We start from the raw sequence: 13,797 nt of genomic DNA on the forward strand, positions 1-13,797 counted from the left end.
TTGGCTAAGTGACTACAGTGATTTTGCTGCGTTTATTGGCATTCGCATTAAAATAGCCACTGTTTTATGTCATCTTGGTTTACAAGCACCCATTGTTGGGCCTCTGGTGTGCCGTCTAGCATTTTGATATTGATCTGCATTTCGCGCAGAACATAGTGTGCTAATGCAGCCCGTGTTTTAATGACCAATTGACCATCTGTGAGGGTAAAATCGTTACCAAGCACCCATTTTTGCGCGTCGGTTAAACGGTAATCTGGCTGCAACACGATTGGAATAATCGTTTGCCATGCATGGTCCCCAGATACCGGATGTGTTGAGTTATCGAGTAATTCAGCCTCACCTTTAAAACGACTGATCACTAAGTCTCTGTACGCTTGTGACTTTTCACAATAACCTCTTACATGCCAGCGTAAGCCTGTATTGACAAAAGTATGGGGGTGAAAAATACGACCATCGTTTTCTGGATGAGATAACGATACATATTGAACATCTATGCGTCTTTGTTGCTCCATGGCAGCAACAAGTAATCGTATTATTTGTACTGATACAATGCGATCCGGTATCGACACATGTGCCACTTGAGGTGATTGGTAACTTTTATCGAGAATGGTGTGGGTTTCGTACCAGTGTAGATACTGGCCGAGCTCACCAGAAATAAACTGAGGGGAAAATGTTTGTGCAGGAATATACCCTTGTTCTGTTTTCAGCAGATTAAGCGGGTATTTGAGGATATATTGCTTAAAATCGTTGTAGGTCTGTTGGCGGCTTATACCAAATTGCAGCATAAGCTGTTTGTTACTTATGCTGCCTTGCCACCATGCTAGCATTTCTATAAATAGAAAGCGTTTGTAAGACAAATCCTTTGCCATTCACGTCACTGTGTTTAATGTGCCCTTAGCCATGTTATAAATCGCTTTCACGATTCGGTCAATCATATTGTTCTGCAAATACAAGTAGGTGCATTAATTTCACTGACGTTAAACCGCAAACATTAACTTTCCAAGGTAAACCCAACTTTAATAGTGACTTGCCAATGAGCAACTAAGCCTTCTTCTAAATGACCACGGGTTTCGACCACTTCAAACCAACGCAGATGCTTTAGTGATTTATTGGCTGACGCAATGGCGTTTTTTACCGCCTCGTCACTGCTGATGGGTGATGAACCAACAAGCTCTATTATTTTGTAAGTATGACTCATGCTTAACTCCTTATTTTCAGCTCATTCAAGCGCGACTGATAAATGATTAATCCTTTATCAGTATAGTCTTAAGCTTGTCTGTTCGCCTTTTTCTGTCGCTCGAGACTTTAGAGATATGGTTTCAATCATGTGATGCAGGCAAGCGTCTTCTCTTCAAATAAGTGCTTGAGTTAATCGTGTAACGGGTTTTGTAATAATGGAGAACTCAGTTATTGAATATTGTATACAGCAAAGTCGCTTTATTAACTAAAATTAATAGTTAAATATGTAAAAAAACTCATACAGGCGTCTGGACGTCTAGAAGTTTATTGTGTTATTCTCCCGTCAAGCAATCGAATTGATTTCATCAGCTAGTTGAGCAAGATTCATGTGGAGAGAAAATGATAGAGCTTAGACACCTTCGCACCTTGATGGCGTTAAAAGAAAGTGGCAGTTTGGCGGGTGCAGCTAAAAAACGGTTTGTAACCCAGTCGGCGCTTTCTCATCAAATAAAAGAGTTAGAGACTCGTATTAACTCAGCGATTTTTGTTCGAAAAAGTAAACCGTTAACTTTCACCCATGAAGGTGCGCGACTGCTGAATTTAGCAGAAGAAATTTTACCAAAGGTGATTGCAACTGAATCTGATCTTAAACGTGGTCTTGAAGGTGAAAGCCAGCAGTTAAAGTTAGGCATTGAATGCCATAGTTGTTTTCGTTGGTTGATGCCGGTGATTGAACAGTTTAAGCAACATGCTCCCGATGCGCAGGTTGATATTTCAAGCCGTCATTTGTTTGATTCGCTCAATGCACTGCAAACCGGTGGATTGGACATTGTACTGACCTCAGATCCTGTACCAGGCCACAGTGTGGCGTATCAACATTTGTTTGATTTTGAGGTAAAGCTAGTCACATCAAGCGAACATCCGCTCGCGAAGAAAGCGTATGTGACACCGCCTGATTTGGCTAAAGAAACAGTAATTAGCTACCCTGTGCCATTAGCGCGCTTAGACATTTACAAACACTTTTTAGAGCCTGCGGGTGTTGAACCTGGCGAACAAAAGCAATGCGATTTGACCTCAATGTTATTGCAACGAGTCGCCTGTAATGATGGTGTCGCGACGCTACCCACATGGTCAATTCGCGAGAGCCAAGGCTTGAGTTTAGCGGCAGTGAAATTAGGTGCAGAAGGACTGAAACGCCCTTTGTTTGGCGCTTATCGCAGAGACGCCACTAATGCAAATTTGATTCAAAAGTGGCTTGAGCTTGTCGCAAGTGAAGGGCTCGCACTACAACGGATTAATCAATAGATTCCGTTTAGATAACACACGTCTAAGCACAAGTCCTGCCGAGTCAGGATTTTGTGTTTGACGTAAGTTATGAGCGATTAAAAACTCATCACGTAAATCATCATCCAGTCCTAGCGACTCAAATGCTTCTAACGACAGTTTTTGCTGCTGTTGTTCTATTAGCGATTTAAGCACTTTTAACGATACAGGCCTTGGTAGCTCTGCGTTTAAATAGGCAAAAGCCGTCAACGCAATCACTTGGCCAAACACACTGAACAAAGCTAAAGTTTGCACTTCATCGGCATCAACTTTGATTGCCGTCCCCGCTTCACTCTCTAGACGTAATAATTCGATGCACTCATGGGCTATGGCTTCGTTTAATGCCCAGTAACCTTGTACTAATTTTTTGTAAGGCTCGGCAAGTTCATCAAGCCGCTCTTTTAAATAAAACGAAAACGCATAACGGTAAATATTCACCTGCCCTAAGCGGATTAAGGCATCTTTCACGCTGCGGCTTTTTGTTGACACAACACCGGCATTTTGGGCGGTATTACTGCGTTGTAATAAATGAGCGGCGAGTGCAGGATCCGCCGAAACGGTATCGATGACAATCCGAATATCGGCTTCGTTAATTAAGGCCTTTTTTAACGGGATCAAAATACCACGGCGACCAATGACCTGTTCTTCATTGCCAATAATAGCTTGAACTTGAATCAGTACTTGTTGTTCAAGATTTGTCATATGCATCAGTTACCTTTGGTGAGTCAATCTGGGTATAAATTAATTTAACGATATATTAAAACGAAAGCCAGTAATAGTTTACTGGCTTTGGTGTTCATACCGCTTAGATTTACCTTTTAAAAGCGGTAACCGGCAGTGATCCTAAATGAGCGGCCTGTACCTGAGTAATAACCATTACCATAAGCTGAATAATAACCTGTACCAACATAATCTTCATCTAGCAGGTTATCGACACGCACACTGGCTGTCCATGCATTACGGCGATAATTTAACGCGAGGTTAGTCAGTACATAACTGTCAAGTTTGTCGTCGGCATTACTGTCATCGCCTTCCATGTATCGCTCGCCTGTGTATATGCCTTCAACAAACGTTTGCCAATGTTCTGCAAAGTCGTAACTCATAAACACTTTACCAGAATGTTCTGCCACCCAAGATAACGCTTTGCCATCGTTGTCACCTTGAGTAAATTTGGCATCAATATAGTCATACGATGCACCCATCAGCCAATCTTTAGATAACTGTACTTCGTAGCTTGAACTGATACCAAAACGGCGCGACTCATCAGCATTAACGTTAGCACCTCCACCATAAGGTCCATCGGTACGACTACTGTCGTAAACGATTTCATCTTCTAACTCGAGTTGGTATGCATTGATTTTTAACATTTGAGTGGCAGTAGTGTAATCCCAACCGGCTTCGTATGAGCGACCTGTTTGTGGGTCTAATCCCTGCACGTCTAATGGTGTGTAAGCTTGCTCATCCACTTTAGCAAAACGGAAGTTATCATTGGCGCGTACATAAAAACGATGCTCAGCACTTGGACGGTAATTAAACCCAAGCTCCAGTGCGTGTGCGTCATTGTCGAGTTCAATTCCCTCTGGGTAAAGTAATTGATCTGATAAATCGTCAGTCACTTCAGAATAACGACCACCGACAACATATGACAATGTTGAACTTAGCGGCACAGTGGCTTGAACATAGGCGCTTTGCATCGTTTGTTCGTTATTACGTTGAATATATAAGGTATCAAAGTCAGCTTCACCGCGGCTCACATCAATCCCAGTGACTAATGTCAGCTCACCATGAGCCAGTTGATAGTGAGCCGTTGCTTTTGGCGAAAAACTCAATAAATCACGCTCAATTCGCCCTGCTCCACCATATAACAAACTGGTTGTGAGTGAATCAGAATAGGTTAAATCAGCACCTAATGCCCATACGTCGGTCACTTGATATTGATAGCCACTGCGAAGTGCTGTTGTCATTTCATGTGAGTATTCACCCTCAGAAAACGAAGCAACTTGGCGAGGGTTATCTTGGTATTGTGCAAGAGTTAATGCGCCAGGCGTCTGGCGATCGTTGTCGAAGTAGTTTACTTCAACAAAAAAATCTTCTACGTCTGTTTGATACTGAATACGGCCTAAAATTGAGCCGGTTTCATTTTCGTTATTGTCACGGTAATTGTCACTTTGATTATAGCTACCAGCTAAAAAGTAACGCCAGGTGTCGTTGATAGCACCCGAGATATCACCTTTGGCTTCATAGGTATCAAAGCTGCCACCACTGACTTGCAGGCCGCCAGAAGTTTGTGTTGGTGCTTTAGTAATAATATTAATGACACCACCAACAGCCTGATCGCCATACAGCACGCCAGCACTGCCTGACAAAATTTCAACACGTTCAATAAGATTAAGTGGAATGGATTCAACGCTTGGGGCTGAAATATCAATGTTATTTAAACGACGACCGTCGACTAAAATTAACGTGTTGTTTACGGCTTGCGAAGCCGAAAATCCGCGCATCGAAAATACCGCACCAGAGTTGTTATCTGATACTTGTATACCTGATTGACCACGGAGTAAATCGGTTAAATTAGTGGCACCGCTGGTTTCAATATCGGCAGCATCGATCACATCAACATTGGCAGCAATATTTAACGGATTAGCCTGATTACGACCAATAACCACAATCGTCTCGTCCATTGTCACATCAGACTCGGTTGACGCACTAGGTATTGATTGTGTCGAGGTTGGTGCTGCAACAGCGTTAAGGCTCGTTGCGCAAAGCATTGCACTGATTAATAGTGCGAGTGTAGTTGGTTTAGTACCCATTTACCTTTAACTCCTAAAAGGAAAAATGGGGCAAAAGCGCCGCAATATTGACCACCACTTTGCGGCTTACTCATCTGAGTAAACCAAAAACGGCATAACATCACATCTCGAGATCTGCCCACCGAAATCATCGAAATCACCTTTATGGCCGGTCTCCGGACTGAGGTTGTGGTACTTAATCAGTACACGCGAACTTAGGTAAGTTCTCACCCATCACCGTTGCGGGGGCAGTACCAGACTTTCACTGGTTTCCCGATTCTCCAATGGGTCGAGTAAACTCAACATTGGCACCGTAAAGGTTGACTAAATTATTGAAGATTTTGCTTATCTACCTAGCGTTATCACCTAGGTTTGTACAGTATAAACAGCAGCGGGATTATAGCGGAAGCACAGCTTAGCTGATAGTCACAAAACAAAAAACAACTCGCAGATTATTCACGTTAATGTTTGAGTGAATTACTCAGCCATAAAGTCGCGATAGTTGTTTTGATTAATAGGCGCCGACTCAGCACTAAACACTGCGGTACGAATAGATTTATGTACGAGGTAGATATCATTATCATCGCTGATCACCGTAAAGTATCCCATCTCACCACGTGGACTAGTAATGTAAGAAGTTGAAGCGATAGCTGACGTGTTATGAATATTAGGCATGCTGGTGCACCCTAATAAGCCATGTACGGCTTCCAGCCCCTCCACTTTTAAGCTGCCCAATTGCTGATAAATGACTTCACCTTGGCAATGCTCTTGATAGGTGTTAGCCATGGAGTCTAAAAATTCAGCGGGGTCAACATCTTCCGCTAAGCCTTCAAAACCTTGCATACATACTAGGTTTGACCAATTGTTAAGGGTTTCATTAGCAGGAATAAATTCAGCCATGGTCATATCGCCGCGCTTTTCATTAAAGGCGAGCTTCCACGCTAAGGGAGGTAAAAAACCGAAGGTTTTAGAGACAGTGATAAGCTTTTGTACATCGCTCGACATAACGAGCACACCGGATGCGTCACTTTGGGAGTCCAAGGTAACTAATGCTGGTAATGTTGCATACGCGGCATGAGGCAATAGACAGGCTATTCCAGCGCACCCCGCGTAGCAGATAAATGCAGCGACTTTGTTCATCCCAATGACATCCTTGCAAGGAATTAGTTAGTTTAAAAATCATTCTAATTAAGTATATCCTATCCTGAACATACCGAAATTAAAACTTATCTATAACATTTACCTATTTTGAGCAGCATTTAGTTGAAGTCGTCTTCGTCTTCTTCGTCAATGATTTCGTCTTCATCAATAGCGGATTCTGCAGCGATTGCAGCCGCTAAGCTTTTTGCTTTTAAGTGCTTTTCAGTTTTACGCTTGTTACGGTCAGCTTGCTTTGACAAGAAACCCTGTAATGACTGCTCGCCCCATGCAATGGCTTCTGCTTCTGTGGCAAAACCATCTTGGCTTTTTGATACGACGGTTTTAGTCGCTGTCATACGACGAGTGATTTCGGTTTTCCACGTGTTTTCAACTTGTGTGACACGTAAACCATACTTTTTGCTATCGCTCATAATCTTTTCTATCCTACTTTGGGCATCGCAATGCAAAACCCATGAAATTCAGCCGCGCAGTGTACTCGATACTCACGAGTTTGGGCAGCTATTATTGGTTATTTTTAACGCTTTTTTGTGAGCGCGTTATGGCTGCTTCACTAACTGGTTTGAACCCACAATCATCATTTCACATTTATGGCAATCAAACACCAGCTTTAACTTGTCTTTACCCACGTCTAAAAACATAGGATCGGCTTTGATACCCTCAACTTCTTTAGGGCATAAATTAAAGCTATAGCGTAAGCAGTGTTTGGTCACCATTAATGGCGCATCATGGAGTACGGTGTTCTTTTCGTAGGTGTCTTCAATTTGAATCACCCCATGTTGCTCATAAAACGATTTGGCTTTTTCGTTGGCGACGTTAGACAAAAAGCTTAACGCCTTCTGTGGGAAACGCGCTTCTTTATTATGCACCCAACGTTCTGGACGTTGATATGCAGCCACTCGTGCCGCCATTAATGCGCTTACGGTATCGCGGCGCAGTTCATTCACCATCGACGCAGGTAAAAACCACATTTGCGCGGTGTGTAAGTTGACCTTGTTTAACACAAAATCACTGCTGCCTAATTTGCCCAGCTGCTTTTTAAGATTGTCAGCGGTTTTTGCTTGATCGTTTGCGGGGGCTTTGTCGCATGTGAGCGTTGCGGTGGCGCTAATATTGTGTACGTCGGTGATGGTTAACCCCACACCGTCATCGGTATCAAAAAATTGCATATCAACAGTAATTTTACGGGTTGCCGAGTCCTTGTTTAGTGTTGATTCAAACTTATGGTCAAAGTTACGGAACATCATTACGCCGGTTTTTAAGTCTTTTGGTACCTCAGTTAAATACAAGGTATTACCGTCGGCGCGGTTAACGCGTAGACCTGATAATTTGTCGTCAGACAGGCGCTGAGTTTCATAATGTTCAACGAAATAACACAGGCCGTCACCATTATTAAACTGAATGTCTTTGCCGCTTTCGCTGGTATCAATTTTGATAAAATCTTTTCCGACCTGGGTAATGCGACCAATTTTTTCACCAATAAACTTTGGCGAGCTAAAATGCTCAATGGCTTCTGTGCGCTCATTAACAAAGTAATCGGTTTTACCGCGGTTAAAGCTTTTATCTGGGTCGGGCGTAAAGTTAAACTCGCAGCGACCATGGGAAATTGATTCCAAATCGTTACGTTTAGCAATAATGGCATCCAATTGCTGGCGATAGTGAGCAGTAACGTTTTTAAGATAGGTAATGTCTTTTAAGCGACCTTCGATTTTGAACGAGCTAATTCCGGCATCAATCAAGGCTTCTAGGTTATCGGTTTGGTTATTGTCTTTAAGTGACAATAAATGCTGGTTTTCAGCTAATACGTCACCGTCACGCGTGGTTAAATTACACGGTAGGCGGCACATTTGCGAACATTCGCCGCGGTTAGCACTGCGGTTTGAGTACGCATGGCTTAAATTACACAAACCACTGTAACTTACGCATAAGGCCCCATGAATAAAGAACTCTAACTTCATTTTGGTGCTAGCAGCGATATCACGAATTTGCGGAATGTTCAGCTCGCGAGCCAATACCACCTGAGAAAAGCCAACCTGCTCTAAAAACACCGTTTTCTCTGGGCTGCGGTTATCGGTTTGCGTACTTGCGTGCAAGGCAATGGGCGGTAAATCCAGTTGCAATACCCCCATATCTTGAATAATCAAGGCATCGACACCGGCTTCGTAAAGTTCCCAAATGAGCTTTTGCGCTTTGTCTATCTCGTTATCCATTAAAATAGTGTTTAATGCCACAAACACCTGGGCATGGTAACGATGAGCAAACTCCGCTAAACGGGCAATGTCTTCAACGCTGTTGCCCGCATTATGACGCGCGCCAAACGCAGGACCACCAATATAAACCGCATCAGCACCATGACGAATGGCTTCAATGCCGTAATCAGCATTTTTGGCCGGTGCTAGCAGTTCAAGTTGGCGCTTTACCGGAGCCTCGGGGGTAAACAATTCTACAGAAACCATAATGTTAACTAAATTTCGCTCAATTCGGATAAAAAAGTGCGCCAACGTACTGATATCGTCTCTTTGATATGAGTATGTTGACGCACTCGCATAGTCTTGTATTTTAGCAAACTTTAATCAAAGTTCTAAGAAAAATTGCGACTAACTCGCTTGTTTATAAAAACAGCTCTTGGATGTTTTTAAAGTCCGATTTTCCTTCAGCAATTTCTTTTGGATCCAAGCCCGACACCTCGTGCGGGAACACCAACCAATCTTCTGATGAATGAATAAAATAGTCAGGCTTTAAGTCAACTTTGGTGTTTTTTGGCTTGTAGTAAGGACAAGCAATGCGAATATCGTTTGGTACGTTTAGGCGCATAAACTTTTTAAGCTTGCCAATTAAGGCATCAATACTGCGACCTGAATCGAATACGTCATCAACAATTAATAATCCGTCGCTGGCATTGGCATTTTCAATAATGTAATGCAAGCCGTGTACTTTAATGTTTTTATCTTGCTTGTCGGTGCCGATGCCATAATACGATGAAGTGCGCACTGCAATGTGGTCTGTTTCGACTTTTTTAAAGTCATAATATTCTTGCACTGCAATACCAATCGGTGCACCGCCACGCCAAATACCGACAATAAACTGCGGTCTAAAACCACTGTCATATACTTGCGCAGCCAGTCGAAATGAATCTTCAAGAAGTTGTTGCGCGCTAATATAGTGTTTATCAGTCATTGGTAAGGCCTCTGGTTATTTTAGTGCGGCGAATTTTATACCAAATAAAACGATCTTGCCTGTAAGAATCAGAAATAATTGATCAAAGTCAGCATAAAGTTATTCGGTTAACGCTTAACTTATCATCAAGTGGTGTAAATGAATAAATTAATCCTTATGCTCGTGCGCCTCTCTGAGCCCAAATAGGCTGAATGGGCAGCATTGACAACAAAAATCTACTTGTCATTCACCATGGCTATGGCATAGTGTTTTTTAACCATTTGTTAACTATATCGCCAATTCAGGATGAATACGCCATTATGCTGCTCGACAAAAATACCCAAAATCATTCAGCAAATGCTCTGTCTCACTCCACTGATGCTCGCGCGATAAGAGAGCCTAAAGGTGACAATCCGCTTATTTGGCCTTTGTTAACCTTACTCAAATCATCACGTCAAAGCTGGAAAGTGCATCACTTAGCCAGTGAACTTCAAACTAAAGGGTTAATGCACGACCTCGACCCAATGCCAGAGAAAGATCTCTTCAAACGTAATTTCTTGCTAATGAATGCCCTTTATGAGCTACAAGACATGCTATTGCCAAGGCAATGGCTGCAAGTCAAAGCGATGGAGATTCAAATTTTTAGAGTCATCCCTGCGAATGCAGATATTCAACATGTTAGAGACGGTGCGCTACGTGATTATTATTTAGACTGGAATAACTACGATGCCAGCGTCAATGTGGTGCGTGAAATGCTTGAATCATTTTGGTCGAGCTATCAGCAATTTATTGGCGTTAATGCTCAATTAATGCATAAAGGGCATGCTTTAAAAGTGTTCGAGCTAGATGAAACCGCAACCGACAAAGACATTCGCAAACAATGGCGCAAGCTGGCCCTTAAATGGCACCCAGATCGTGACGACGGTGATGCTGATAGGTTCCGCGAAGTATGCGAAGCATGGCAAACCCTGCGAGACAGAGCCTTAGGCAGCGCTCATCAGAGTAATGCGTAAACCAATTCGCGCAAATCACAGCTAGATCACACTAATTTTGCTACTACACTTGGTTATTTATGCCATCATTAGTGGCAATATTGTCTTTAAATTTATCTCCATTTTGAGGTCTTCATGTTTAAATATTTAGCTTTAGCCGTCACCTTAGCGGTTGCCCCTATTACCAGTTTTGCAGCGCAGTTTGTTGAAGGAACCCATTACACTCAAATCTCAAACAACATGGCCCCTAGCGAACCTAAAGTGACTGAGTTTTTTTCTTTTTATTGCCATAACTGCTTCAACATGGAAAGCCAATATCTACCAGAAATTAAAAAAGGCTTAGACAAAAGAGTGGCATTTGACAGCAAACACGTCGACTTTATGAACAGTGATTTAGGCACAGAAGTCATGCGTTCATTAGCGGTTATCCACGAATTAGATAACAAAGAAGCATTAAAAATTGCCATGTTTGGTGCCATTCAAGGTAAAGACAATAACGCTGGCCATGATCATAGCGCGGCAGGACATGAGCATAAATCGCTGATTAACAGCCGTGATGACATAAAAAAAGTGTTTGCTGAATTTGGTGTTGATGCCAAGCAGTATGATGACGTTGCCGACAGCGCGGCAACCGATAAAAAACTGGGTTTATGGCGTCAGCAGCAAGTCATGTACGCGGTACAAAGCGTGCCCGCTTTTATTGTTAACGATAAATACGCAATTAACTTAAATGAAATGCGTACCCTTGATGACATTATTGGCTTAATTAACTATCTCGCATTAGAAAAGTAATTAACCTTATAAAATAAAAATGGCTATCCAGTGGATAGCCATTTTTTATTGAACTGTGCAGCCTTTTAAGGAAGCTCGTGCCCTTTAGCACTAACATACAATGCATACCAGTGCTCGCGGCTTAGGGATATTGCTCCTACTTGCGCGCAAGCCGTTATCCGTTCGAGGTTGGTTGTGCCAATAACAGGTTGAATTTGGCTTGGATGTAACATTAACCAACTGAGTAAAATGGCTTCTGGGCTGACTCCGTATTCAGCCGCTAACCTAGCAACAAGTTGACTGGTGCGTTGCACTGCATCAGATTGCCCTGTTGTACTAATGCCACTATAAATGCCCTGACATAAACTGCCCCAAGCTTGCAGTTGGATATCATGTTGATGGCAATATTCGAGTGTACCTGGGGTAAAGTTAATGTCTTTACCGTCTTGATTACCTGCGTAAACGGCTTCGTCAACCCAGGCATGTTTTTGCAAGCTCATCTCAATTTGATTGACCACTAACGGTTCATTCAGTGCCCGTTGCAAGGCGCTTATTTGATGCTGTTGCATGTTAGACACACCAAGAAAGCGCACTTTACCCGCCGCTTTTAGCTGATGAAATGTGTCTGCAATTTCACTCACTCGCATTAATGGGTCTGGTCGATGAAGCAGTAATACATCAATGTAATCTGTGTTTAACGCAGTGAGGCTTTTTTCAACGCTGTGGGTGATCCAAGCCGATGATAAATCGTATCGCTTTGGGCCTTGATGGTCCTCAAAACGAATACCACATTTGGTTTGCAAGTATAGGTTATCGCGCAATGTAGGCCGCTGCTTTAACACTTGGCCAAATACCGTTTCTGCCTTACCGAATGTGTATATGTCTGCATGATCAAAAAAATTAATCTGGTTTTGCAATGCGGTATCGATAATGTCGTGAGTCTGTTGAATATCGCTGGCACAAATAGGGTTATTATTCCAACCTCCGCCCAACCCCATACAGCCGTAGGCTAACGAACTCACATGAGGTAATACATTTTGTAATGGAAGCACTGACATTAAATAAACTCTCTTTAAATAAGGATATCACTAGTGTAGAGGTTTATTGATGAAGGTGAAGCGCAAAAAACAAAATTATGATTTGATAAAACAACCACTAAACAATACCCGTGGTGTTGGGTTAACGCTTATCGATAACAGAATTTATGTTACTTCGTTAAGGGCTGCAACATGCCAGAGCAACACCTTTTTACACAAATCAATGATACCCACGGCTAACTAAAAAAGTCTCTAAGATGTAGCAGTGCCAATAAACAATGCAACGCAATAAAACCGATAAATCCTTGTGCAAACAGAATATGATAACCGCGCCACACTAATGCAGCGTTAGGCTCTACCGCGTACCAAACACCACCAGTGATTACCACTAGCAGCAATAAAATAACCCCTATGCCTTCAATAACACTGATTAAGCCTTTGCCTCCTGAATGAGGTAATTGCCCCTGCAGTAAACCGCGCATATCAGCAAGAAGTGGTTTGAACTCAAGCGTTAGCCAAGGAAAAAATTGGCGCCATTGCCCTGCTGAACACACTTTATAAGTAAACATGATGGCCAACAAAGCAGTGAATAAACCAACATATACATGGAAAAAATCCCAAAAACTGGCACGCGAGCCAAGTTGACGGCCAATAAGGATCCACGGACTGGTGCAAATTAATAGCAAGCACATTAACATCACTAATGGATGTAACATCACTTCAATACGTTGCCATAACTGCTTGAATTTCATGACTGTTAAGCCTCTATCATTTGCTGAGCAAATTCATCGACTTTTTGCCAATCAGTAAACTCTACTTTGGTATTGGGATCGGTAGGCCCTTTGGTTATCCACATAATAAAGCGAATAATATTTCGGTCCATTGCTCCATAGCCTTGGTAATCTAAATTACCGCCAAACACTTGTAAAAGCTTAGGTTGCCATACGCTTTGGCTTAAAAACTGCTGCATATACATGTTCGTTTGTGGGGTGTTTTTAAGCGGTTTACGCGCCACTAAGCTGACAGAAAAGAACCCACTGGGGATGCTTTCTAACTCTTTACGGTGGTCTTCAATAAACTGGTATAGGGCTGGACGGTGCTTACCGTGCCGAATACTGGCACCGATAAACACTTTGTCGAACTTAGCTAGCTCAGGCACCTCAGACAAGGGCGCGATAGTAACGTGTTGCTGCTGGGCTTCTAGCTTGCCTTTGAGGTATTCACATATTTTTTGTGTATAACCATGGACACTCGAGTGGATCAGTAAAATGTGGCTCATGCTGACCTCAAATTGAAATCATATAAAGTAATACAATATCTTAGCTTACTGAATGATAAATTTACATGAAACCGATCACGCCATTGCAACCCGCTATGGTAGCAATGTGAAGT

General features: G+C 42.5%; 14 protein-coding genes and 1 riboswitch. Of the genes, 3 read left to right on the forward strand and 11 right to left on the reverse strand.

Annotated features, from left to right (window positions below; genetic code table 11):
- Window positions 1-47: 47 nt before the first annotated feature.
- Window positions 48-869, reverse strand: coding sequence for a WYL domain-containing protein (locus PQR79_RS07435; protein ID WP_238106763.1), 822 nt, complete (start codon window positions 867-869; stop codon window positions 48-50).
- A 122-nt stretch (window positions 870-991) separates the two neighbouring features.
- Window positions 992-1,198 carry a dodecin gene (locus PQR79_RS07440; protein WP_238106762.1) on the reverse strand — a complete coding sequence of 69 codons (207 nt, stop codon included), beginning with the start codon at window positions 1,196-1,198 and terminating at the stop codon, window positions 992-994.
- Between the two features lie 380 nt (window positions 1,199-1,578).
- Between PQR79_RS07440 and PQR79_RS07445 the strand changes: the two genes are divergently transcribed.
- Window positions 1,579-2,484 carry a LysR family transcriptional regulator gene (locus PQR79_RS07445; protein WP_238106761.1) on the forward strand — a complete coding sequence of 302 codons (906 nt, stop codon included), beginning with the start codon at window positions 1,579-1,581 and terminating at the stop codon, window positions 2,482-2,484.
- On the opposite strand, the gene PQR79_RS07450 is transcribed toward PQR79_RS07445, so the two are convergent.
- The 6 genes from PQR79_RS07450 to PQR79_RS07475 all read right to left on the reverse strand — a co-directional run bounded on the left by PQR79_RS07450 (window position 2,464) and on the right by PQR79_RS07475 (window position 9,626).
- A complete protein-coding gene (locus tag PQR79_RS07450) occupies window positions 2,464-3,204 on the reverse strand; it encodes an HDOD domain-containing protein (RefSeq protein WP_238106760.1) in 741 nt (246 codons plus the stop codon). The genes PQR79_RS07445 and PQR79_RS07450 overlap by 21 nt on opposite strands.
- A gap of 116 nt (window positions 3,205-3,320) precedes the next feature.
- The gene (locus PQR79_RS07455; protein WP_238106759.1) at window positions 3,321-5,312 is read right to left on the reverse strand and encodes a TonB-dependent receptor; all 1,992 of its coding nucleotides are present in this window, start codon (window positions 5,310-5,312) and stop codon (window positions 3,321-3,323) included.
- Between the two features lie 129 nt (window positions 5,313-5,441).
- A riboswitch (cobalamin riboswitch) is annotated at window positions 5,442-5,622 on the reverse strand.
- A 146-nt stretch (window positions 5,623-5,768) separates the two neighbouring features.
- On the reverse strand, window positions 5,769-6,431 hold the full coding sequence (locus PQR79_RS07460) for a hypothetical protein (RefSeq protein WP_274408432.1): 663 nt from the start codon (window positions 6,429-6,431) through the stop codon (window positions 5,769-5,771).
- Between the two features lie 119 nt (window positions 6,432-6,550).
- Window positions 6,551-6,862 carry a DUF3622 domain-containing protein gene (locus PQR79_RS07465; RefSeq protein ID WP_238106757.1) on the reverse strand — a complete coding sequence of 104 codons (312 nt, stop codon included), beginning with the start codon at window positions 6,860-6,862 and terminating at the stop codon, window positions 6,551-6,553.
- 126 nt (window positions 6,863-6,988) lie between these two features.
- Window positions 6,989-8,905 (reverse strand): peptidase U32 family protein, encoded by a 1,917-nt coding sequence (locus PQR79_RS07470; protein WP_238106756.1) that lies wholly within the window; start codon window positions 8,903-8,905, stop codon window positions 6,989-6,991.
- A gap of 154 nt (window positions 8,906-9,059) precedes the next feature.
- Window positions 9,060-9,626, reverse strand: coding sequence for a phosphoribosyltransferase (locus PQR79_RS07475; RefSeq protein ID WP_238106755.1), 567 nt, complete (start codon window positions 9,624-9,626; stop codon window positions 9,060-9,062).
- A gap of 299 nt (window positions 9,627-9,925) precedes the next feature.
- On the opposite strand from PQR79_RS07475, the gene PQR79_RS07480 reads away from it, so the two are divergent.
- On the forward strand, window positions 9,926-10,618 hold the full coding sequence (locus PQR79_RS07480) for a DNA-J related domain-containing protein (protein ID WP_238107199.1): 693 nt from the start codon (window positions 9,926-9,928) through the stop codon (window positions 10,616-10,618).
- A gap of 114 nt (window positions 10,619-10,732) precedes the next feature.
- The gene (locus PQR79_RS07485) at window positions 10,733-11,389 is read left to right on the forward strand and encodes a thiol:disulfide interchange protein DsbA/DsbL (RefSeq protein ID WP_238106754.1); all 657 of its coding nucleotides are present in this window, start codon (window positions 10,733-10,735) and stop codon (window positions 11,387-11,389) included.
- Window positions 11,390-11,454: 65 nt separating this feature from the next.
- On the opposite strand, the gene PQR79_RS07490 is transcribed toward PQR79_RS07485, so the two are convergent.
- The 3 genes from PQR79_RS07490 to hemG all read right to left on the reverse strand — a co-directional run bounded on the left by PQR79_RS07490 (window position 11,455) and on the right by hemG (window position 13,684).
- A complete protein-coding gene (locus tag PQR79_RS07490; RefSeq protein WP_238106753.1) occupies window positions 11,455-12,426 on the reverse strand; it encodes an aldo/keto reductase in 972 nt (323 codons plus the stop codon).
- A gap of 215 nt (window positions 12,427-12,641) precedes the next feature.
- Complete coding sequence (locus tag PQR79_RS07495; RefSeq protein WP_238106752.1) at window positions 12,642-13,157, reverse strand: cytochrome b/b6 domain-containing protein; 516 nt, start codon at window positions 13,155-13,157, stop codon at window positions 12,642-12,644.
- Window positions 13,158-13,162: 5 nt separating this feature from the next.
- Window positions 13,163-13,684 carry a menaquinone-dependent protoporphyrinogen IX dehydrogenase gene (gene hemG / locus PQR79_RS07500; RefSeq protein WP_238106751.1) on the reverse strand — a complete coding sequence of 174 codons (522 nt, stop codon included), beginning with the start codon at window positions 13,682-13,684 and terminating at the stop codon, window positions 13,163-13,165.
- Between the last annotated feature and the right edge of the window lie 113 nt (window positions 13,685-13,797).

This window comes from Shewanella metallivivens, from assembly GCF_028750675.1.
Lineage (GTDB): Bacteria > Pseudomonadota > Gammaproteobacteria > Enterobacterales > Shewanellaceae > Shewanella > Shewanella metallivivens.